This window comes from Bowmanella yangjiangensis (genome assembly GCF_017255015.1).
Classification (GTDB): Bacteria; Pseudomonadota; Gammaproteobacteria; order Enterobacterales; family Alteromonadaceae; genus Bowmanella; species Bowmanella yangjiangensis.
On record NZ_JAFKCS010000016.1, the window covers coordinates 20092 to 42495 of the forward strand.

Annotated in this window: 22 protein-coding genes; 13 read left to right on the forward strand and 9 right to left on the reverse strand. The window is 50.4% G+C overall.

From position 1 onward, the window contains the following. The first annotated feature begins 70 nt into the window (after window positions 1-70). From J0A65_RS15170 to J0A65_RS15195, 6 genes are all read left to right on the forward strand, one after another. Window positions 71-1297 carry an AAA family ATPase gene (locus tag J0A65_RS15170; RefSeq protein ID WP_206595165.1) on the forward strand — a complete coding sequence of 409 codons (1227 nt, stop codon included), beginning with the start codon at window positions 71-73 and terminating at the stop codon, window positions 1295-1297. A 4-nt stretch (window positions 1298-1301) separates the two neighbouring features. Beyond that, the gene (locus tag J0A65_RS15175) at window positions 1302-1976 is read left to right on the forward strand and encodes an HNH endonuclease (protein ID WP_206595166.1); all 675 of its coding nucleotides are present in this window, start codon (window positions 1302-1304) and stop codon (window positions 1974-1976) included. Between the two features lie 30 nt (window positions 1977-2006). Next, window positions 2007-2288: a hypothetical protein gene (locus J0A65_RS15180; RefSeq protein WP_206595167.1), complete on the forward strand. Its 282-nt coding sequence runs from the start codon at window positions 2007-2009 to the stop codon at window positions 2286-2288. 598 nt (window positions 2289-2886) lie between these two features. Beyond that, on the forward strand, window positions 2887-3519 hold the full coding sequence (locus J0A65_RS15185; RefSeq protein WP_206595168.1) for a LysE family translocator: 633 nt from the start codon (window positions 2887-2889) through the stop codon (window positions 3517-3519). 91 nt (window positions 3520-3610) lie between these two features. Continuing rightward, window positions 3611-3946 (forward strand): hypothetical protein, encoded by a 336-nt coding sequence (locus tag J0A65_RS15190; protein ID WP_232849983.1) that lies wholly within the window; start codon window positions 3611-3613, stop codon window positions 3944-3946. A 48-nt stretch (window positions 3947-3994) separates the two neighbouring features. Continuing rightward, entirely contained in the window at window positions 3995-4213 is a 219-nt protein-coding gene (locus J0A65_RS15195; RefSeq protein WP_206595169.1) for a DUF6500 family protein, read from the forward strand. 28 nt (window positions 4214-4241) lie between these two features. On the opposite strand, the gene J0A65_RS15200 is transcribed toward J0A65_RS15195, so the two are convergent. After that, window positions 4242-5141, reverse strand: coding sequence for a dienelactone hydrolase family protein (locus J0A65_RS15200; RefSeq protein ID WP_206595170.1), 900 nt, complete (start codon window positions 5139-5141; stop codon window positions 4242-4244). A 177-nt stretch (window positions 5142-5318) separates the two neighbouring features. Between J0A65_RS15200 and yghU the strand changes: the two genes are divergently transcribed. Next, a complete protein-coding gene (yghU, locus tag J0A65_RS15205) occupies window positions 5319-6161 on the forward strand; it encodes a glutathione-dependent disulfide-bond oxidoreductase (protein WP_206595171.1) in 843 nt (280 codons plus the stop codon). 14 nt (window positions 6162-6175) lie between these two features. On the opposite strand, the gene J0A65_RS15210 is transcribed toward yghU, so the two are convergent. After that, complete coding sequence (locus J0A65_RS15210; RefSeq protein ID WP_206595172.1) at window positions 6176-6634, reverse strand: hypothetical protein; 459 nt, start codon at window positions 6632-6634, stop codon at window positions 6176-6178. 22 nt (window positions 6635-6656) lie between these two features. Beyond that, a complete protein-coding gene (locus tag J0A65_RS15215; protein WP_206595173.1) occupies window positions 6657-7460 on the reverse strand; it encodes an NlpC/P60 family protein in 804 nt (267 codons plus the stop codon). A 168-nt stretch (window positions 7461-7628) separates the two neighbouring features. Between J0A65_RS15215 and J0A65_RS15220 the strand changes: the two genes are divergently transcribed. Beyond that, window positions 7629-8501 carry an AraC family transcriptional regulator gene (locus J0A65_RS15220; RefSeq protein ID WP_206595174.1) on the forward strand — a complete coding sequence of 291 codons (873 nt, stop codon included), beginning with the start codon at window positions 7629-7631 and terminating at the stop codon, window positions 8499-8501. 153 nt (window positions 8502-8654) lie between these two features. On the opposite strand, the gene J0A65_RS15225 is transcribed toward J0A65_RS15220, so the two are convergent. Next, window positions 8655-9893: a multifunctional CCA addition/repair protein gene (locus J0A65_RS15225; RefSeq protein ID WP_206595175.1), complete on the reverse strand. Its 1239-nt coding sequence runs from the start codon at window positions 9891-9893 to the stop codon at window positions 8655-8657. A gap of 162 nt (window positions 9894-10055) precedes the next feature. On the opposite strand from J0A65_RS15225, the gene J0A65_RS15230 reads away from it, so the two are divergent. The 4 genes from J0A65_RS15230 to J0A65_RS15245 all read left to right on the forward strand — a co-directional run bounded on the left by J0A65_RS15230 (window position 10056) and on the right by J0A65_RS15245 (window position 13745). Further along, window positions 10056-11210 carry an esterase gene (locus tag J0A65_RS15230; RefSeq protein WP_206595176.1) on the forward strand — a complete coding sequence of 385 codons (1155 nt, stop codon included), beginning with the start codon at window positions 10056-10058 and terminating at the stop codon, window positions 11208-11210. A 173-nt stretch (window positions 11211-11383) separates the two neighbouring features. Further along, window positions 11384-12295: an ExeA family protein gene (locus J0A65_RS15235; protein WP_206595177.1), complete on the forward strand. Its 912-nt coding sequence runs from the start codon at window positions 11384-11386 to the stop codon at window positions 12293-12295. Further along, window positions 12288-13274, forward strand: coding sequence for a general secretion pathway protein GspB (locus tag J0A65_RS15240; protein ID WP_206595178.1), 987 nt, complete (start codon window positions 12288-12290; stop codon window positions 13272-13274). The genes J0A65_RS15235 and J0A65_RS15240 overlap by 8 nt, the downstream gene beginning before the upstream one ends. Before the next feature lie 66 nt (window positions 13275-13340). Further along, window positions 13341-13745 (forward strand): GFA family protein, encoded by a 405-nt coding sequence (locus J0A65_RS15245; RefSeq protein WP_206595179.1) that lies wholly within the window; start codon window positions 13341-13343, stop codon window positions 13743-13745. 19 nt (window positions 13746-13764) lie between these two features. On the opposite strand, the gene J0A65_RS15250 is transcribed toward J0A65_RS15245, so the two are convergent. The 5 genes from J0A65_RS15250 to leuA form a co-directional block, all read right to left on the reverse strand. Beyond that, window positions 13765-14958, reverse strand: coding sequence for an HD-GYP domain-containing protein (locus J0A65_RS15250; RefSeq protein ID WP_206595180.1), 1194 nt, complete (start codon window positions 14956-14958; stop codon window positions 13765-13767). Between the two features lie 237 nt (window positions 14959-15195). Beyond that, window positions 15196-15795 carry a 3-isopropylmalate dehydratase small subunit gene (gene leuD, locus J0A65_RS15255; protein WP_206595181.1) on the reverse strand — a complete coding sequence of 200 codons (600 nt, stop codon included), beginning with the start codon at window positions 15793-15795 and terminating at the stop codon, window positions 15196-15198. Then, window positions 15792-17192 (reverse strand): 3-isopropylmalate dehydratase large subunit, encoded by a 1401-nt coding sequence (leuC, locus tag J0A65_RS15260; RefSeq protein ID WP_206595182.1) that lies wholly within the window; start codon window positions 17190-17192, stop codon window positions 15792-15794. Before leuC ends, leuD begins: the two co-directional genes overlap by 4 nt. Next, on the reverse strand, window positions 17192-18289 hold the full coding sequence (gene leuB, locus J0A65_RS15265; RefSeq protein ID WP_206595183.1) for a 3-isopropylmalate dehydrogenase: 1098 nt from the start codon (window positions 18287-18289) through the stop codon (window positions 17192-17194). The genes leuC and leuB overlap by 1 nt, the downstream gene beginning before the upstream one ends. After that, complete coding sequence (leuA, locus tag J0A65_RS15270) at window positions 18290-19843, reverse strand: 2-isopropylmalate synthase (RefSeq protein ID WP_206595184.1); 1554 nt, start codon at window positions 19841-19843, stop codon at window positions 18290-18292. 455 nt (window positions 19844-20298) lie between these two features. Here leuA and flhA point away from each other — a divergent pair, with 455 nt between their 5' ends. After that, window positions 20299-22398 (forward strand): flagellar biosynthesis protein FlhA, encoded by a 2100-nt coding sequence (flhA, locus tag J0A65_RS15275; protein ID WP_206595185.1) that lies wholly within the window; start codon window positions 20299-20301, stop codon window positions 22396-22398. Window positions 22399-22404 lie beyond the last annotated feature (6 nt).

A 22404-nucleotide genomic window follows, 5' to 3' on the forward strand; every position in this document is an offset into this window, starting at 1 on the left:
CAACACGTTGCTCGCGTTTGTGGCGGGCGTTATACCTCATACTAATATCTTTCCAAATAGGCAATGAAAGATGATTAATTTTAGCAAAGTCACGTTAAATGACTGGCGACAATTCGAACACATAGATATTGACTTCAACAGTCAAACGACTGTATTGACCGGGGCGAATGGATGCGGGAAAACTACAATATTGAATGTTTTGAGCCGCCACTTTGGATGGAATATTAACTTCAGTGCTACTCCATTCATCGGCAAAAAGAAGAAGAAAAAAATATTTAGTGATTTGAGAAGGATTCGAGATCGGGAGGAATCGAACCATCAAGCCGAAATTGTGGGAAATATTAGGTACTCGAATGGAGGAGTGTGCCAGCTACATGTTCCAGCCAATAGTGCGACAAATCCACAATACCAGCTGCAATATGCCAATCAACAGCCAGTTATTGGTCTACATATTCCGTCTCATCGACCAGCAATCTCATTCCAAAATATAGACAATCTCCCAGTAAACCCCAAGTCAAATCAGCAGCAATATCAAGAATTTCAACAGCTACTGTTACAAACATATGGATCGGCAAATGTAAGGAATCCTGGAGTTGTTTTAAAACAATCATTGATATCACTAGCATTGTTTGGTTATGGGAACGAAGCCGTTGAAGAAAACGAGGAATATAAAAGGCTATTTTTGAGGTTTCAGGAAATATTGCGGATAGTTTTACCTAAATCTCTCGGCTTCGAAAAATTGGAAATACGAATGCCCGATGTGGTTGTGATTACAAAAACCGGCGATTTTCCTCTTTCTTCAATGTCAGGAGGTGTAAACTCTTTGTTTGGTATTGCGTGGCAAATACACATGTATGGTGCTGACAAAAATGGATGCACTGTTATACTCGACGAACCTGAAAATCATCTCCATCCAAGCATGCAGAGAAGCCTGCTACCCAATCTTGAGAAAGCATTCCCTAATTATAAATTTATTATTGCGACACACAGCCCCTTTATTGTTACATCAAATCCCAATGCGAATGTTTATGGCCTGCTTTACAGTGGTGAAAGAAAAATTATTTCAGAGCATCTAGGTAAGGCAGATTTGTCCGGATCACCCGACAAGATACTTCGCGAAATATTAGATGTTCCTACCACCCTACCAATATGGGTCGAGGAAAAAATAAGCGAGATATTAAAGAAATATGAAGGGCAACCAGATACCGAAGAAAAAATATCGAAGATGTTTAATGAGCTTAAAGAATCAGGCTTGAATGACTCATTATCAATGTATGATTTTAAGAGAGAGGGGTGAACTCTTGAGGAATCTACAAAAACTGGCCGAGCCAGATATATTAGCGACTAATCACGTAGTTTGGCTTGAGCAATACAGAGCAGACAAAACAAATAGCACCAAAAAAAATCGTTATCGACATAAGGAAATAAAGCAGCAACTAAAAGATGAAACTGGGCATAAATGCGTATATTGCGAAAGTAAAATAGGTCATAACACACCTGGTGACATCGAGCATAAAATTCCTTCGTCGAAAGACGAAAACCAACATTTCGTTTGGTTTAATCTCACAATTGCGTGTACTGAGTGTAATCGACGAAAGAATGATTACTACGTTGTAGGCAACGAATTCCTAGATCCTTATTCTGATGACGTTGAAGGAATGCTGGAACATCATGGTCCGTTGGTTTACTGGAAGAGTGCCAATGTACGGGCGGAAACTACAATTCGCACACTAGAGCTTAATGGGTATAGCAGGCAACAACTTATTGAAAGGAAAATCAATAAAATTGAGGAGTTCAATAATCTAATTGAGCGATTTCTTTCCAATAGTGGTGCGCTGAAAATGCTGCTATGGCGTCAGATTGAAGAAATGATTGATAAGAAGTCTGAGTACTCAGCAATGCTATTAGAGACCGTTGAGAAAAAAGGTATAACAAGTCAAAGCACGCGGACGTCGCTACGCTCCGCCGGTGTTTGAGTCGTTGAATTGGAGAAAGTTGAGACTAATATGGATATTTTGAGCACTGCGATTCAAGTTAACCTTTCTACAATCATATTTTCCTGCATTGCTGTAATTGTTGTCTGGCGATTCCAACACGCGGGAAAGCTTCGTTTTGCTTTGGGTTTATCCGTTGTCTGTCTAAGTGGTTTGCTGGCAATTCCAGCGGCTGAATATTTTGCAGGTTCATCTATTTCAATAATTACCCTAAGTAACATAATCGGTATGTTTCATGGTGCTGGTTTGCTAATTTGTGCGACAGCTTTTAAGCCAAATAAAAAACGCGTGTAACAAGTTAAAGCATATGGAAACCAACCACTGTGCTCGCGTTTTCCGCTGTTAAACCGTAACAGTCCGTAATTGGTGCAAAGCAAACATTAACCGACAAAACATCATAAGTTGTAACCCCTAAGCGGCCCGAGCCGCCTTAATTCCCCTTTAACGCCACGCCCGAGCTGGATGCCAGGTAAACGCCTGACGATTATCAAGGATGAGAATCGAGCCGATACGAACAGGGAGTGAGTGGAGGCGACAGGCGTTTTCCCAATCCAGTTTGGGTGTTGTGTGGCGTCAGGGGCGCGTTTTCTTTGCGTCTCGTTTCTTTGCCGCGCAGCAAAGAAATGGGACTGGCGCTCCAAGGATGGAGTGTCATATCAGGCATGGATGCCGATGAAGTTTAGATTGTCACCTTTTGTACTTTCTAACGCTAAGCCAGGCAATCCATGCCGCAAGTAATAACCAAAACACCACTATGACCGTGTAAGCCAGAGGAGATTGGGGCGTTGCGCCAAACTCCGCGACCTCAAAATGGCACTACTAGTGCAAGGAACCTATTACCCTGCCAAGATCGCAAGTACAATCCGTTGCCTGCCGAAAAAAGGAGATGGGGATGGATCTGATTAATTTACTGGCCTTTGTCGTTGTTGTGGCGTTACTGGTTATCTCGCCTGGTCCCAACGGGCTGTTGATTGCCAAGACTGTGCCTGCCTCCGGTCGGGCGGCTGGCTTTGCCAATATTTGGGGATTTGTGGCGGCTTTCTATGTGCACGGTACCTTATCGGTATTTGGTATCTCGGTGTTATTGGTGCAGTCCGCTCAGGCATTTTTTATCTTTAAAATCCTCGGCGCCATGTATTTATGTTGGATTGGCGTGAAGTCTCTGCTGGCGGCCTGGAAAGCACAAACTGTGGTTGTGTCGGCCGATGTAAAAAAGGCTAAGGCGGTCAACTTTAAGGGAGCCTTTGCTGAGGGCTTTTTTACCAACGTGCTCAATCCCAAAGTGTCGATGTTCTATCTGGCTGCTTTTCCTCAGTTCCTATCTATGGACGCATCCGCCAGCCAGGCCTACTTGCTGGTATCAGCACATGCGCTTATTAACCTCATTTGGTTCTCTTGTATGGTGATGCTGTTGTCCCGGCTTAAAGGGCTGGCCGGTAGTCCAACCTTCAGCCGCTGGCTTAAGTCGGTCACTGGGGTGGTGTTTATTGGTTTTGGTGCCAAGCTCGCTTATCTCAAGCCCTAAGCCGGTTTGCTTTTTTGTGAAACGGCGCTGTGTTTAAACGGACGGCTAAAGGTTACGCCGCTCTCCCTTGCCCATTTATCAGGAGAAGTTGATGTTTTTAAGGATGGCCCCGTTTTTATTGTTATTGATGCTATTAAGTGGTTGCAGTAAACCGCTGCCCGACGACAAGCTGATGTATGCCGGTGAGTGGCAAAGCAAGGAAATGTATCTGCTGATTTTGCCTGATGGTACTGTGGCTTATGAGCGGCTTAAAAATGGCGGCACCACCTCGATAAACGGGCCACTAAAAGAATTCAACGGCGATAATTTTGTGGTGGGGTTTGGCCCGCTAAGCTCCACTTTTGAAGTATCAGAGCCGCCGCATTTGGTGGACGGGCACTGGCAAATGGTGGTGGATGGCGTGCGACTCACCCGCAGCCCCGATTAAGCCTATTTGGCTGTTTAGGAACGATTTAGTTAAACAAAAGGATTGGCAGTGAGAGCCGAGCTAAGAGCGAAAATTATTCAAGTATGCGATAAAAAGATGGCCAGTAAGGGCGAGAACGTTGGGCTGTCATTTTATGCGTTTTTTGCCAATAAGAATGACAACCCGGCACTGCTGATGGAAGCCGCTACCTGGTGGATACAAACCCATCAACTGGATCACTTCGTTAAGGCTAAAACCATTAAGCAGATGGTGGAGCAGGGCCTGTAAAGCAGGCCTGCATCTGCCATTGTTAAATTTACCCAGCACTCGCCAGGTGCTGATTGAAAAAGGCTAGGGTGCGCTGCCAGGCCAGTTCGGCGGCATCCTTGGCATAGCGCGGCGTGGAATCATTATGAAAACCATGCTGCGTGCCGGGGTAAAAGTGCACTTGATGGGCTTTGTTGTGTTGATTCAGGGTTTGCTGGTAGGCTGGCCACTGGCTGTTTACCCGTTCGTCATTTTCTGCATATTGGATCAGTAGTGGTGCCTGAATTTGTTCAACCAGCTCCAGCGGTGCGGCTGAGCCGTAAAAGGGCACTGCGGCGTTAACCAGTTCCGGCAGCTCTGCGGCCATGCGGTTGGTCATGGCACCGCCAAAACAAAAACCTACCACCCCCAGTTTGCCATTGCCTTGGGTTAGTGCTTTGGCATAGCGGGCAGCGGCGAACAAATCTTCTCGTAACTTGTTAGCATCCAGGCTGCGTTGCATGGCGCGACCGTCGTCGTCATTGCCAGGATAACCGCCAAGCGGCGCTAAACCGTCTGGTGCCAGGGCGATAAAACCGGCCTTGGCAAAGCGCCTGGCCACATCCTTAATATAAGGATTGAGCCCGCGGTTCTCGTGGATAACCAAAACCACAGGGCGCGGTGTTTCCAATGGCTGGGGCAGCACCAGGTAGCCCTTGCCTTCGCCATGGCCGTCAGGGGAGGGGTAGGTGACATAAGTGGCTTTTAGGCCAGGATCATTAAAGGATACCTGTTCGGCAGCCGCATAATCCGGGCTGAGATACTGATACAGAGTTAACGCGGTAATGCCGCCAACCGCCAGGCGGCTCAAGCCTTGCAAGAATGCACGCCTGTCCATCTGACCGTGGGCATACCGGTCGTAAAGATGGAACATTTCATCGGTCAGGGCGGGGTGGCGTGGTTTGCTCATGTTTATTCCCTAAAATGTCAGTTGTACGCTGAAACCTGATCAACAGGTTGTATAGCCTCAAGCAACTTATCGTACTTTACAAAGTCATTGGTCGCAAAACAGGCAATGCAATGACTTGAATCTGGTTCCTTTCGTGCGCATTAATTGCCTGACGCATTTTCCAATCAAGGACTCGTGATGACCGACAACAATGACTATACCCCACCAAAAATCTGGACCTGGGACGCCGAAAGTGGCGGTAAGTGGGCCAGTATTAACCGTCCTATTGCCGGGGCAACCCATGATAAAAGCCTGCCGGTGGGCAAGCATCCGATGCAGCTTTATTCGCTGGCTACCCCCAATGGCCAGAAGGCGGCCATTATGCTCGAAGAGCTGCTGGCGCTGGGTATCAAAGAGGCTGAGTATGATGCCTGGCTGATTGATATAGGTGAGGGTACGCAGTTTTCCTCTGGCTTTGTAGAGGTAAACCCCAACTCCAAGATCCCCGCCTTACTGGATACCAGTTCACTGCCGCCTATCCGGGTGTTTGAGTCAGGGGCGATTTTGCAGTACCTGGCTGACAAGTTCGGTGTGTTGGTGCCAAGCGATGCGAAAGGCAAAGCCGAATGCCGCAACTGGTTGTTCTGGCAGATGGGGGCTGCGCCGTACTTAGGTGGCGGCTTCGGGCATTTCTACGCTTATGCGCCGTTTAAGATGGAGTACCCCATCAATCGTTTCACTATGGAAGTGAAGCGCCAATTGGATGTGCTCGACCGCCATCTGGCGGAGCATCAATATATGGCAGGTGATGAATATTCCATTGCTGATATTGCGATCTGGCCCTGGTATGGCGATCTGGTACTAGGCAATATTTATGACGCCGCCGAGTTTTTGCAGGTTCAGGAATATGCCCATGTGCAGAGATGGGCGAAACAGATTGCCCAGCGCCCGGCTGTACAACGAGGTAGGCGGGTCAACCGTACCTGGGGTGAAGAGCATGAGCAATTAGCCGAACGTCATAGTGCGGCTGATTTGGACTAAGACGCTAGCAGGCGCTAATCACACTGAGCGAAATGCACTTGTGCCTGGTCAGCCTCGCTGGCTGCCGATATGGCAACCTGCTTGAGCTGGGCACTGGCGTCAAACTGCGCGCCGGTGCCAGGCCAATAGTAATGGGTGCCTAACTGCGGATTTGGGCCTTGGCATAGGGTAAGCAGCACGGGATAGTCAGGGATAAGTGCATCTTCGCCTTGCTCAACGGCCATGGCAAAGCGCAGCGAGCGGGTGGGGGTTCCACGGATCATCTGTTGCACTTCGGCTGTATAAATATGCCACTGCATCTCTGGCTCGTGATGATCATGCTGAGTTTGCACCTGCGTGATCTTTACCACAGCGCTAAAGGGCGTTTGCCGCACGGCAATGTAAAGAGCCTGTTGCTGGGCCTCGTCCAGAGCAACATGTTCAAGCTGGTTTCTCTGACTACATGCACACAGGCCAGCTGTCAGCGCGGTCAAAATCAGCCATCCTCGCCGTGCATTATGCTTCGCTGCCTGCGGCTGTGGCGTGCTGCGAATAAAGGGGTAAGTCCACCCTGGTTTCATCAAAGCCTTCCGGTACCACAAAGCTGTCCCATACGTCACGACTATAGCGGGCGATGTTGACGCTGTCGCGCTGATTACCACCCAGCATATAAAGTGATTTTCTATCCGCGCTTGTGCCTGCCACAAAGGCCACGTGCCCACCGCCTTGACGGCTTTTAATGCCAATGGCTCCATATACCGGCTGGGCAATCTGCCGGCCAAAGTGCCGCCACTCTTTGGCCCGGTAAGCTTGAGCTACTGGTGTGAAGCCACTTTGCCGCATTACCCAGGCAACAAATGAGCCGCACCAGGCATTTTCTCCGCCAGAGTCGTCTGTTCCCCAAAAACCTGCGGCTTTGAAATACGCCAGGATACGCGCATTGGCCTCGGGGCCCGGCACTTCTGTTTGACCCATTTCAGCCATGGCGATAGTCATCCAGGGCACATCAGACCGAACTGACTGCGCAGGCTCGTTCCTGGTTAATGCGGCCAGCTCGCGGTTAATTGTTCTATGTGTCTTACCATTGACGTCAACCCGTCCGTCCGGCGTCTGCATCTTGACTACCTGAGCCTGAAAATACCTGATAGCGGCAACGGTTTTGGCTTTGTCGGGATCACTACCCAGACTGCCATCGACGCTGAGCGGGGCGATATGCGCGGGGCTGAGCAATTGATTAAGCGCAATCTGCACGGCGCGGATGTCTTCGGTATGGTTAGTGCCCCCCATACCTACAGAGTGATTAAGTGTAAGCGGTGCCATGAAGTGGCCTCCCAAGCTTGACTTGAATGAACTGCACTGGCGATTATTCAGTCAAGCAGGGCGATGGCTTGTTGTCCAACACATGGCAAATAAAACCGCAAGCTGGGACACGCGAATAAGCACAATGCTGGCTAGAGTTGGCAAACACCCTACCAAGAGGAACTCTCAATGATAGATCGTGAAGCCCTGGTATTAGCGCGGATTGAACGGGCGGTTGCCCTGCTGCAAGCCCATTTGTTTGATGAGCCTCCGATAGAACTGGCAAAACTGGCTGAGGCGGCAGCGCTTTCACCTTTTCATTTTCACCGGCTGTATCGTCTGGTTACTGGAGAGACCTGTGGCCAAACCCAAAGTCGTCTTCGCTTAGCGGCGGGCGCCAAGCATTTATCGGCAGCCGCCAGCGTGACGGAGGCCGCATTGCAATCCGGCTTTTCATCCAGCCAGGCGTTTGCCAAAGCGATGAAACGCCAGGTTGCGCTCAGTCCTTCTCAGCTTCGTGATGATCCAGAGTTATTGGATAACATCATCAATCGCTTGTCGCAGCCAGCCAGCGGTAACCAGGCGAATCCACAGGGTTGGTTGGCGGTAGAGCTGGTTTCCCTGGCTCCGATGCATTTAATAACGGTGCGCACCGAGCATTTGTATCCGGACCTGTTCGATACTTATACCCGCTTGTTCGAGGCTGTGGGTGGTCCACAGCATCTGGAGGCCATTGTTGGTATGCCGCGGGATGATTCAGCGCAGCAAGCTGGGGTGTTCGACAGTGCCCTGTTGTTAAGTGAAGCGGTGGCGGGGGTACCGGATGATTTTTTCTGGCAGGACAGCGCAGCGGGCCTGTATCTGCGAACCCGCCATAACGGCAGCTTCGAGGGACTGGAAGCGGCGGTGGATAACTTGTATCTGACCCTGTTGGGGATGGATGCGCTCTGGCCGGCGGATACGCCTTGTATCTATCACTATCTGGATGACCCGGAGATGGTCGATGAGGAGCAACTTAGAACCGATATTTACTTGCCTGTTATACAAACTGACAGCCAATAAAATCGCTGTGTCTTGGTGTTCTTTGAGGCCTTCGCGGTCAGCCAATATTTAGAAAGCTAAATTAACCATAAAAAGCCTGAGCACAGGAAGACGACATTGTCCTGAAGCGTTTCTGGGTATTCTGTCTGTCCTTCCTGGTCAGACGCTTTTCGCTCAGGGCTGAGGTGCTTGCCACTGCGCTTTTATCGTCGCAATGGCGGTGGTGCGTTCTCGGTCCAGCGCCTCTTTTATGGCTTTGCCCTGAATACCCTTGGCGATAATCAGTTGAACATCCACCGCGGCGGCGGCTTGATAGGCGGCGCGAAAGTAGTCGGCCTGGGGGTAAGGCCGCTGCTCAAAATGCAACCGGCCTCTGGCGTCAGCTTCGCAGGCCAGCAACAATTGCTCAAACCGGGCTGGTTTTCGCCAGGCATCACAATGATTTAATACTCTGAGAACTGTGGTGGGTTTCAGCTCTAAGGCTTTGTGTATATGAGTATGAAATTCGCCCACCAACAGCGCCAGTTCACGACAATCGTTAGGCACTTTAAGCCGCTCGCTTAAGCGGGTAATCGCGGCCAGGCCTGATTTTTCATGGCCGTGATGAGCTGGCCATTGCTCGGGCGGGGTCAGGGCCTTACCCAAGTCGTGTACCAGTGCTGCGTAGCGCACGGCTAAATCCTGGCTGAGGGTGGCGGCCATGCGTAACACCATCATGCAATGCACGCCGGTATCGATTTCCGGGTGCCACTTTTCCGGTGCGGGCACGCCCCAAAGGGCATCCAGCTCGGCAAACCAATGTTTAAGAGCGCCGCAGCTGCGCAGGCTTTCAAAGTAAACTTCCGGGCTGGCTTCGAGCAAAGCGCGACTGGTTTCTTTCCATACCCGTTCTGTGGTTAAGGCAGTCAGTTCACCCGAGGCGGCAATAGTGCTCATCAGTGCCTGGGTTTCGGCAGCAATGGCAAAACCTAGATGGTGATAACGGGCCGCGAAGCGCGCGACACGCAAAACCCGCAGAGGGTCTTCTTCAAACGCCGCCGATACGTGACGCAGGACTTTATTGTGCAAGTCTTGCTGGCCGCCATAGGGGTCGATAATCTGACCTTGCTCGTCCATGGCCATGGCATTCACCGTCAGATCGCGACGCAGTAAATCTTCTTCTAAGGTCACACTGGGATCGGCAATGCAGTCAAAACCGGTATAACCCACTCCGGTTTTACGCTCGGTGCGCGCGAGTGCATATTCTTCACTGGTATCGGGGTGTAAAAACACTGGGAAATCGTTGCCCACCTGCTTATAGCCGAGCGCCAGCATCTGCTCAGGTGTTGCCCCCACCACCACATAATCGCGTTCAGTGATGGGGCGACCAAGCAATGTGTCGCGGACAGCGCCGCCTACCAGGTAAATTTTCATGGGCTAAAGGATTCCAGAACACAACATTGGCTGGGCACATCAATATGCCATCATGCCTTCTATGTCGCCATTATGCCAAAGCAAGCCAAGGGCAGCCAGACAGGTGTATCTGGTTTGGCAGGTGGCAAATAGTATGGGATGCTGTACAGAAAAGGAGAATATATGAAAAAAGCACAATGGGTAACGCTGTGGAGCATTGGATGGTTGCTGTTGTTAAGCGCCAGGGTCGGTGCTGAGCAGCTTAGTTTAAGTCATCCTCAATTTTCTGAGCCCTTGTTGTTTAATGTTCAGTTACCCGCAAGCTATCAAACTAAACCGGAAAAAACCTACCTGTTGATGTTGGATTTCCATCCTCGGGCTGACAGTTATTTAGGTGGCGTGCATGATTGGCTTAGCCATAACGGTGAGTGGCCTTGGCTTGAAACTATTATTGTTACTCCTGTCGCGGGTAATCCAGTGGGAAGACTGTTCGACCCGAGCGGTAACACTACCCCCTTGTTAGATTTTTTTGAGTCAGCTCTGTTTCCGGAACTGGAACGCACCTACAGAACCAATGGTTTTCGTATTTTCAGTGGCTTTAGAGTCAATGGTACGCTGGTATTGTCTGCGCTGCTGAATAAGCCCACTATGGCTAATGCCTATATTGCTGTGAGTCCTGAGCTGAAGGATGATTATGCGGGTATTTTATCCAGCGCAGCAAAGAAGCTAGCAGCGCTTCCCCAAAACCGCAGACCCTTTTTATTCTTCAGCCATGGTGACGGTGTGAAGGAAGATCACCAGTTGCCGGATTACGTCAAATTGCAGCGTCTGCTGCGAGCCTCTGCTCCATCACAATTAACCTGGCACTACCGTCAATATGCGCATCGCTATTTTATGTCGCTACCGGTGCTTTCCACTATAGAAGGGATTGAGCTGCTGTTTGATGATATTCATCAAGGCTTAGCGCCGGATTCTGAGATTGCCAACCAGGGGGTTGAGGCCATTGTGGAACACTATAAATTACTCTCCGCTCAGAAATACGGCTTTGATGTGTCTCCAAAAGCCTCTATTCAGCGCTTGGCTGATTATCAACTTGACAAAGATCCAGGCAAAGCGGTGGAAATACTAAAGCAACAGTTGGCACTATATCCAGAGGACGCATACAGCTATCACTATCTTGCGGCGGCTTATGCGAAGCGCGGGCAACATGCTCTGGCATTGCAGTATCAACATCAGGCCGTAGCGTTAGCTGATTCGATGTTGGATTGGCATAAAAAAAGGATGCAGGCCGCGCTGCAGGAGTATCAGAACCAGGATGGCCGGCAGCACAGGGAGTAAATTGGCGGCTATACTTTGATAGGAAGGCACATCCTAAGTTTCCGCTCTCATGTTAGTTTTACGCCGTCGCAAGGCAATTTCACTGCTTTTCCCAGCCCGCCTTTGACTTGCCTTCGTCGAATCGTTACCTTAGTTGCCGCCCTTATCACAGCCTGCATAGCAGACGGTTTTGCATGTATCTGAACTATTTTGGATTAGCGGACAATCCTTTTTCCATCGCGCCCAATCCTGACTATTTGTATATGAGCCCCCGCCATAAAGAAGCACTTGCTCACCTGACCTTTGGTTTGCGTGAAAGTGGCGGTTTTGTGATGTTGACCGGCGAGGTGGGAACCGGCAAAACTACAGTGTCCCGAAAGCTGATGCAGCAGTTGCCTGAAAATACCCAAGTGGCGATGATTTTAAATCCCACCTTGTCTGCACTGGAATTGCTGGCGACCATTTGTGATGAACTGGGCATTGCCTATGAGGACAATCAGGCCAGTTTGAAAAGTTTTACAGATAAAATTCTGGCGCATCTTGCCGCTAATCATCAAAAAGGTATCAATACCGTTCTGATTATTGACGAGGCCCAGCATTTATTACCCGAAGTGCTGGAGCAACTGCGCCTGCTAACCAATTTGGAAACCAATCGAGAAAAGCTGCTTAAAGTGGTGCTGATTGGTCAGCCCGAGTTGCAGCAATTACTTAAACGCAATGAATTGCGCCAGTTAGCCCAGCGCATTACCGCGCGTTATCACTTACTGCCACTGAGCGGCAACGAGGTTAAAGCTTATATCGCTCATCGTCTGCAAGTGGCCGGTGGCGATGTGAGTATTTTTGCGGCTACTGCCTTGCAGGCGGTGTATCAGATTAGTGGCGGTATACCGCGGGTGATTAATTTGTTGTGTGACCGGGCATTGACCTTGTCGTTTACCAAGCAGCATCCGGTGGTACGACGCTATATTTTTCTTGCTGCAGCCTCTCAGATCCTGGGGGACGATGTTGTGCGTCAGCGCCAGGGGAAGCAATGGACATTGATCCTGGCCGGACTGCTGGCTACGGGGCTGGCGCTGGGCTATTGGATAGGGAGCCTTCATGCTTAAGCATATCAGGGTAGACGATTTACAGCCTGGCATGGTGATTGTGCAAATTACTGCACAAAATGGCCCGGTACGTATCCGTAAGTCAGGTTTGGTCAGCAGCCAGGAAATGGTGCAGGGCTTAAAAGAAATGGGTGTGCAGGAGCTGGAAATCGATATGGCGCAAACGGTCGAATTGGAGTCGACTTATTCGGTGCCAACGGCCAGCTCGCCAACTAAAACCCTGCTGATGCAAGGCGCGCATCAAGCCAATGTTGACCATAAACTGTCAGAGCATTTTAACCGTAGTTTGTTTCTACCTTCGGTGCAGTCACTGCCGGGGCGCTGGCATTATTACGGACGAAAAACCTTGGTGGCTGCCTTGGTGTTATTTGGTGGTATGGGACTAGGCTATACCGCGGCGGTAACGCCATGGCAACAACTACTTGCCCCCAGGGAAGCGCCGACTGTAGTGATGGTGGCCGAACAGCCTCAAAATGCGGTGCCAAGCCCAGCCTTAGAACCTGAGCCAACCCCGGTAGCTGAAGAAGTCCCACAAACAGCGTTAACCCCAGAAAATACGCTAACACAGGCTGAACAGCTCGAAGAAGCCGGGGCCGTGCCGGTCGATGTGGTGAATACCGAAGCAGAGGTGCCGCTGGACAGTGTTTCCCCCGAATTATTAAGGCGATTCCGACAGGCTGTATCTGAAACTGAGCAAAGTACGGAAGAACACCAAACTCCCAGCGCGGCTAAAACGTCTCAAACATTGCGGGTAGATCAATTGCCAGCCTGGGTGTTAGCTGAGCTGCCGTCCATGAGTTTTTCCACCCACTTATACGCCTCAGTACCGACTGAACGTCGGGTGCGGGTTAACGGTGTAGAGCTTGGTGAAGGTGATTGGATTAGTGACAATTTGCGTATAGTCAGAATTGAACCACAGAAGGTGATACTGACTTACAAGGGCCAGGAATTCAGCTTGCCTGCGTTGGGGGAATGGTAAATACCTGCGGCTGTCTGACTCGCTAAGTTGCTTGCGCTGATGGGATAACTGCAAAAGGAAGAATGGATGAAAAGACAAGGTTCGTGTTTATGTGCGGCAGTGAGTTTTGAGATTGATGGCGACTTTGAACAGTTCTTTCTATGTCATTGTCAGCATTGTCAGAAAGATACCGGTTCGGCCCATGCCGCTAATCTGTTCTCCCATACCGCCACCCTTAAGTGGCATAAAGGGCAGGGCTTGGTTAAAACTTTTCGGCTGCCGGGCACCCATCATCAGCGCGCGTTTTGTTCGCAGTGTGGCTCTGCAATGCCTTATCTGCTCAGCGAGTTTTCCATGTTAGTGGTACCTGCGGGTAGTCTGGACGACAAAGTGCAGATGAAACCCAATGCCCACTTGTTTATGGCAAGCCGGGCCGATTGGGATAACGAACTGGAAAAGGTGCACAAACTGGATACCTTGCCTGGGCAGTGAGTCGGTGCTACAGCAGCAGTCAGACCTGCTGTAGCAAAACGTCTTTAAAGAACTTGGTCAGGTTTATTTTAAATTCTTCCGGCCTGACGCTGGTTTCTATTTCATCGCCGACCTTGCTCAGATCCAGTCGTTTAATCTCGTTGTACATGTTGGTGCGCACGGAGTAGAAGCTCATCACCACCGGGCATAAGGGGTCTTGCTTATTGGCTCTGACCACGATGGCCAATTTGCCGCTTTTCAATTTGACCAGCGAGCCGACCGGATGCACGCCGACACAGCGGATAAATTGCTGCACCAATGACTGATCAAGTAAGCCCTGGCTGGACGACAGCAGACGTTTAAGCGCCTGCGTTGGGGGTAACCCTTTGCGCCATGGGCGGTCAGAGGTCATGGCGTCATAGCTGTCTACAATAGCGGCCATGCGCGCATAAACCGATAAGTAGTCGCCGCCTTTACCGCGAGGGTAGCCGGAGCCGTCCATACGTTCGTGGTGATTGGCGATTACGTCCCGAACCACATCCAAATCCATCTCTGACTGTTCCAGCAATTCAAGGCCGAAGTCCACATGGCCTTCAACAATCTGAATTTCGGCCTGATCCAAACGGCCGGACTTACTCAGAATATCATCGGGGATAGTGGCCATACCCACATCCATCAATAAGCCAGCCAAACCCAGTTCGTCGATAAGTTCTTTATCAAAGCCCAAATGGCGGGCAAATACCGCCATCAAAATGGAGCAGTTCAGTGAATGCTCTAACAGATATTGCTCGCGTTCTTTTATCAGAGTCAAACAGCACAAAGCGTCGGGGTTATCGAACACCGAATCAATAATATCGGCGCTGGTTCCCATCAATTCTGAAATGGAGACTTTGCCGCCTTTTCGTACTTTCTTGAAAAATTTGGATTGAACCGATTTGGCCTGCTCATAGAGTTTATGCGACTCATTGAGCGCTTCTCCTTCGGTTTGCTGCGGCTTTGCTGCGGTTACCTGGCTCTCGTCTTCCATCGGACTTTCCATGGTCAGTTCTTCATGCAAAATACTGCGGGAAAGATCAATTTCTACTTCAAGAATGCCACGTGCCTTAAGTTTTTGGATCAGTCCTTGCTCCTTCACCAATCCTTGGGTTTTGATTTTCAGTTGTGCGGTTTGACGGGTAACCCGATTGACGAACATTCCGGGTCTGACTTCATCGATGGAGAACAGTTTTAGCATGTTGGATGATTTTTTTAACAGCAAGGAACAGCCAAGAATATTGACCAGAACCCACTAAGTATCAAGGAAAAACAAGACAGAATCAGAGGAATTGCTCAGAAGTTGAGCTTAATCAACTAGGCGGTCACTAAATACCACCCGGCAGACGGAAATACGCAGAGAAGGGTGGGATGAAACTTTACCTTGTCCGGCATAAAAAGACGGTTGTCGGTAATACCGGCAACCGTCTGTTCGGGATTAACGCCAGGCAGGCATTGCCTGCTCGTAGCTATCAATACTGCTTACCAGTTCAAGGGTCTCGCCGATAGCATCCAAGCCTTTAATCAGCTTGTACTTATGGTGTTCCTTGATGTCAAAGTCAAAACTTTGGTCGGCTACTCGAACTTGCTGTGCAGGTAAATCAACCTCAATTTGCACTTGTGGATCGGCCTCTACGGCGGCAAACAGAGCATCCATCTGCTCGTTGTTCAGAGCAATAGGCAAAAGTTGATTGTTCATGCAGTTGCCGTAAAAAATATCGGCAAAGCTGGTAGCAATCACGACTTTGAAGCCAAAATCGGTCAACGACCAAGGTGCATGTTCACGGCTGGAGCCACAACCAAAGTTCTCTCTGGCCAGCAGAATTTCACTGCCCTGATGCTCAGGCTTATTCAGCTCAAACTCGGGATTGGGCACTTTCTCTTCCAGATCAAGATAGCGCCAGTCATGGAATAAATGTTTGCCGTAGCCGGCGCGGGTCACCGCAGTCAAAAATTGCTTGGGGATAATCTGATCGGTATCCACATTGGCACGATTCAGTGGCGCCGCTTTGGCGCGAAGTTGTGTGATACCTGTCATTTATCCAACTCCCTTACATCAACAAAACGGCCTGCCAGCGCAGCAGCGGCGGCCATAGCCGGGCTGACCAAATGGGTGCGGGCGCCGCGACCCTGACGGCCTTCAAAATTACGGTTACTGGTGGATGCGCAGCGATCACCTGCCTGCAGAAGGTCATCGTTCATGCCCAGACACATAGAGCAGCCAGGCAAACGCCATTCAAAGCCGGCGTCCAGAAACACCTTATCCAGTTGCTCGGCTTCCGCCTGCTGTTTTACCGCGTAGGAGCCGGGTACCACAATAGCGTTCACGCCCTGAGCGACTTTGCCGGTGCTGGCAATCTTGGCGGCGGCACGTAAATCCTCAATGCGGCTGTTAGTACAAGAGCCGATAAACACATGGCTGATCGCCACATCTGACAGTTTTTGCCCGGCTTCCAGGCCCATGTATTTCAAGGCTTTTTCTGCTGAGGTGCGTTCTACTGCATCGGTGAAACTTGCCGGGGCCGGAATGGGTTCGTCAACGGCCACCACCTGGCCTGGGTTGGTGCCCCAGGTAACCTGTGGTTTGATCTCTTCGGCACTCAGGGTGACAACAGTATCAAAGACGGCATCGGCATCGGATTTCAGGCTCTGCCAGCAGGCCAGGGCCTCGTCCCAGTCTGCTCCCTTGGGCGCACGCTCTTTATCTTTGAGGTAATCAAAGGTGATTCGGTCCGGGGCAATCAGTCCGGCTTTAGCGCCCGCTTCAATACTCATATTACAGATGGTCATACGCTCTTCCATGGACAGCGCTTCAATGGCGCTGCCGGCGTATTCCAGTACATAACCCGTGGCACCGGCATGACCAATTTTACCTATGATAGCCAGGATAATATCCTTGGCGGTGACACCAATAGGCAGGGTGCCGTTAACTTCCACCTTCATGGCCTTGGCTTTGCCCTGTTTCAGAGTCTGGGTGGCAAATACGTGTTCCACCTCTGAGGTGCCGATACCAAAGGCCAGGGCGCCAAATGCACCGTGAGTAGCGGTGTGCGAGTCACCACAGACCACAGTCATACCAGGTAAAATCAAGCCCAGTTCGGGGCCGATAACATGGATGATGCCTTGTTTTTGGTGGCCGACCGGGAAGAGTTCCACGCCAAATTTTTCGCAGTTATCCATCAGAGTGCGAAGTTGCAACTGATTGGCCGGACCACAGGCATCCAAGGCCAATGAGCGGGTAGAGATACTGTGATCCATAGTGGCAAAAGTGCGATCTGGACGACGCAGCTTACGGCCTTTTTCCTCAAGGCCGGCAAAGGCCTGCGGAGAGGTGACTTCGTGGATCAGGTGACGGTCGATATAAATCAGGTTGTCGGTACCCGTTTGGGCCACTAAATGCATGTCCCAGATTTTGTCGTATAAGGTCTTACCCATCAGACCAACTCCTCCAATTTGGCGGCAACGTAATCGCCCACCTGTGCCGTGGTTTTGGCTTCATTTCTGCGCTCTGCACTTAACAGTTCGGCGGTTACATAACCGTCGTTCAGCGCTTGCTGCACGGCATTCTCAATGGCTTCTGCTGCGCTATTTTCACCCAAGCTGTAACGCAGCAACATGGCAGCAGACAGAATTTGCGCAATAGGGTTGGCAATGCCTTTACCTGCGATATCCGGGGCACTGCCACCCGCTGGTTCGTACATACCGAAACCGTCAGCGTTGATGCTAGCGGACGGCAACAGGCCCATGGAGCCGGTGATCATGGCGCACTCATCGCTGATGATATCGCCGAACAGGTTAGAACACAGCATGACATCAAACTGATTGGGGTAACGCAGCAGTTGCATGGTGGCGTTGTCAATGTAGATGTGCTCCAGCGCTACATCTGGATAATCTTTGGCGACTTCCTCGGTAATTTCGCGCCACAACCGGCTGCATACCAATACGTTGGCTTTATCTACCGAGGTGACTTTTTTGCCACGCAGGCGTGCTGCTTCAAAGGCGATTTTAGCAATGCGGCGGATTTCACGGCGTGAATAGCGCATGGTGTCAAAAGCGTACTCTTCTTCACCTTCGCCGGCCATGCCCTTGGGCTGACCGAAGTAGATACCACTGGTTAGTTCACGTACCACCATTACATCGAACCCGCTGGCCGCGATATCCGCGCGCAGCGGGGATAGGGCTTCCAGGCCGGGGTAGATTTTGGCCGGACGTAAGTTACTGAATAGGTCAAAGTGGCTGCGCAGTTTTAACAGCGCGGCGCGCTCGGGGCGCTGATCCAGTGGTAAGCTGTCCCACTTGGGGCCACCGATAGAGCCGAATAAGATAGCGTCAGCTTGTTCACAACCTTTCAGGGTGTCTTCAGGCAGGGCGTGACCGTGTTTGTCTATGGCAGCGCCACCCACATCAAACTGGTTCAAAACCAGATTCAGACCAAACTTGCGCTGAATGACGGCCAGCACTTTCTCTGCCTCACGCATGACTTCCGGACCGATACCGTCACCGGGCAGTAAAGCTATGGAATACGATTTCATCTACACCCCTGCTATTTTCTGTTGTTTCTTTTCATCTATCTGGTCAGCCAGACAGGTGTTATTCAGTACGTAAATCAACGCCTTTACGCCGGCTTCGACAATGTCGGTGGCCAGGCCAATACCGTTAAAACGGCGGCCGCGGTATTCGGCTACCACGCTCACTTGTGCCAGGGCATCGGCCCCTTCACCTTTGGAGTCCAGCTTAAAGTCAACAATCTCGATGTCGTTGTTGCCGGTGACCTGAATAATGGCGTTAAACGCGGCATCTACCGGACCATTGCCGGTGGCTGATGCGGTACCTTCCTGATCGCCCATGCGCATTTTGACTGTTGCACTTGGGATCATGCCTTTTCCGGCATTGGCATGCAGGTACAGCAACTCATAGTTGGCTTCCTGCTGCTTTTGCTGGTCGAAGAATACCAGCGCTTCCAAATCGTAGTCGAAGACCTGGCCCTTTTTATCAGCCAGTTTCAAGAACGCCTGGTACAAAGTATCCAAATCGTAATCTTCGTCTTTGTAACCCAGTTCATGCATACGGTGCTTGATCACATGACGGCCGGAGCGGCTGGTCAGGTTCAGGTGGTTCTTATTAATGCCGACACTTTCCGGTGTCATGATTTCATAAGTGTTCTGGGCTTTCAGGATGCCGTCCTGGTGAATACCGGAAGAGTGGCTGAAGGCGTTAGCGCCAACTATGGCCTTGTTGCTCTGCACCGGCATATTACACATTTGGCTGACCAGCTTGGAGGTACGGAAGATCTCCTGGCTGTTAATACCGGTTTGCAAACCCAGCATAGCTTCGCGGGTTTTCAGGATCATAGCGACTTCTTCCAGCGAGCAGTTACCAGCCCGTTCACCTATACCGTTGATGGTACATTCAATCTGGCGTGCCCCAAACTGCACGGCGGCAATGGAGTTCGCCACAGCCAGACCTAAATCGTTGTGACAATGCACGGAGATAGTGGCTTTGTCGATGTTGGGGACGCGGTTAAACAGGGTTTGGATAATGGCGCCAAACTCACTGGGAATAGTGTAGCCGACAGTATCTGGAATATTGACCGTAGTGGCACCGGCGTTGATGGCGTTTTCCACCATGCGGCACAAGTAATCGATATTAGTACGGCCAGCGTCTTCACAGGAGAACTCTACGTCATCCGTGTAGCGCCTGGCGTGTTTGATGGCAGCAACGGCCATGTCTAACACTTCATCCTGAGACTTACGTAGCTTGGAGCCTACGTGGATATCTGAGGTGGCGATAAAAGTATGGATACGAAACTGCTCTGCTACCTTTAGGGCTTCGCCACAGGCATCAATGTCTTTCATCACCGCCCGGGACAGACCACAGACGGTGGCATTCTTGATTTCACGGGCGATGGTTTGCACCGATTTGAAATCACCAGGGGAAGAGACCGGGAAGCCAGCTTCGATAATATCCACGCCCAGACGTTCGAGGGCCAGGGCAATCTGCAGCTTTTCTTTTACGCTCAGACTAGCCGGAAGGGCCTGCTCGCCATCTCTTAACGTGGTATCGAATATCTTGACTCTATCTGTCATGGTCTTTCCTCTTGTTGGTTGACCCGCCACACTGACACTGGTTTTTTTACTTGGTTCGAAAAGTGAAAAACCCGTGCAGTGCACGGGTTTTTCTAAAATTTTGCCTGTCTCTCGGCTACAACCTACCCGTGCAATCTTGCTGCCATAAGGAGGAGTAGAGAGAGGAACTTTTGCATTTGTTCTGGCCTGTGTTTCAAACAGGCATATTAGTATCGTTTTAAGGCCTGCGCGTCAACCGCAAGAGGTAAATTAATTCGAAATTGAACGGGTTTATTTGGCATAAGCATATGCTTGATGGCATCAAAGCGGTGTGATTGAAATAAATGTCCTAATTCCCCCTGATTTTCTGGTCGCCCAGTCTTGCTTTGGCAAATATCAAACTTGCCAACACCTAACTAAAGTCTGGCGCGCTTATTGCTAAACCTGTTCAGCCGTCAAAATTCTGTTGTAAGTGTATGGAACTGAGCACATACCTAAATCGATTCGATAAGAACAGCGTCAAGCAATTCACCTCGGGCCTGGGCGCACCGATAATCCTGTTGGCTATCATGGGTATGGTGATACTGCCGATGCCAGCGTTTTTGCTGGATATTCTGTTTAGTTTCAATATTGCCCTGTCATTGGTGGTCATCCTGGTCGCGGTATTTACCAAGCGCCCGATTGATTTTGGTGCATTTCCGCTGGTTCTGCTGATTGCTACGGTACTCAGGCTGGCGCTGAACGTTGCATCTACCCGGGTGGTACTGCTGGAAGGACATGAAGGGGGGGATGCCGCTGGTAAAGTAATTCAGGCCTTCGGTGAAGTGGTTATCGGCGGTAACTTTGCTGTCGGTATCGTAGTGTTCGCCATCCTGTTGATCATCAACTTTAAAGTGGTGACCGCCGGTGCCGGGCGTATTTCCGAAGTAAGCGCCCGTTTTACCTTGGATGCTATGCCGGGTAAGCAAATGGCCATTGATGCGGATTTGAATGCAGGCTATATCGACTCAGATGAAGCACGTCGTCGTCGCCAGGAAATTACCACAGAAGCTGACTTTTACGGCTCTATGGATGGTGCCTCCAAATTCGTTAAAGGGGATGCCATTGCCGGCTTGTTTATTATGTTGATCAATATTGTCGGTGGGCTATTCATCGGCATGATTCAGCATGACCTGACCTTCGGTAACGCTATTGAGATCTACACTATTCTGACTATTGGTGACGGCCTGGTTGCTCAAATTCCGTCACTGCTCTTGTCTGTTGCTACCGCCATTATTGTGACTCGGGAAAATGACTCCCAAGACATGGGCGGCGAAGTAAAGAAACAATTGGGTAATAGACGCGCATTGTACATTACGACCGGCATTCTGTTTGTTATGGGCATTGTACCTGGCATGCCGCATTTGGCTTTCTTAGGCTTTGCCGCCTTAATTGGTGGTTACGCTTATTACGATTGGTGGCGTGCGCAAAAAGAGCTGGAACAACCGGCTGCCGGTGAACTGGTACCCGAACAAACGCGCGCCCCTGCCGAAGCCAAAGAACTGGGTTGGGATGACGTTCAGCACGTTGACACTATCGGCCTGGAAGTTGGCTATCGTCTGATTCCATTAGTGGATAAAACCCAGGGTGGCGAGTTGTTGGCACGTATCAAAGGGGTGCGTAAGAAGCTATCCCAAGAGCTGGGGTTTCTTATCCCTCCTGTGCATATCCGTGACAATCTGGATCTGAATCCCAACACCTACACTATCGCTATGTTGGGTGTGACTATTGGTGAAGCGGATATCAGCCATGATCAGGAACTGGCTATCAATCCCGGCCAGGTATTCGGCAAGTTAGAGGGCAAGCCCACTAAGGATCCAGCTTTTGGTTTGGATGCGGTATGGATTAAACCTTCCCAGCGTGAACATGCTCAGACCTTAGGTTACACAGTGGTGGATGCCGCAACCGTAGTGGCTACCCACTTAAGCCAGTTATTGACCAATAATGCCTATCAATTACTGGGTTATGAAGAAGTACAGCAGCTTTTGGACATGCTGGCCAAACAAAATCCTAAGTTGGTAGAAGGTCTGGTACCGGATATTCTGCCGATGAGCACAGTGGTCAAAGTGCTGCAAACTTTGTTGTATGAAGGTATCCCCATCCGTGACTTGCGCAGCATTGTACAAACGCTGTGCGAATACGGGCCTAAGAGTCAAGATCCCGACGTGCTGGTGTCCGCCGTGCGTATCGCTCTTAAGCGTCTGATCACCCAGGAAATCAACGGCAGCAGCAAAGAAATACCTGTTATTACTTTGGCGCCCGAATTGGAACAGATGTTGCATCAGTCGTTACAGGCAGGTGGTGGCGATGGAGCCGGTATCGAACCTGGTCTGGCTGAGCGACTGCAGCAATCGCTAGCGGATGCCGCGCAGCAGCAAGAACTGGCGGGAGAGCCCGCAGTACTTCTGACCTCAGGTATGTTGAGACCGGTACTGTCCAGGTTCCTAAAACACGCCATCGCAGGATTGCACGTATTGTCCTATCAGGAAATTCCTGACGACAAACAGATTAAGATTGTCAGTGCCGTAGGCCAGTAAGCTGAC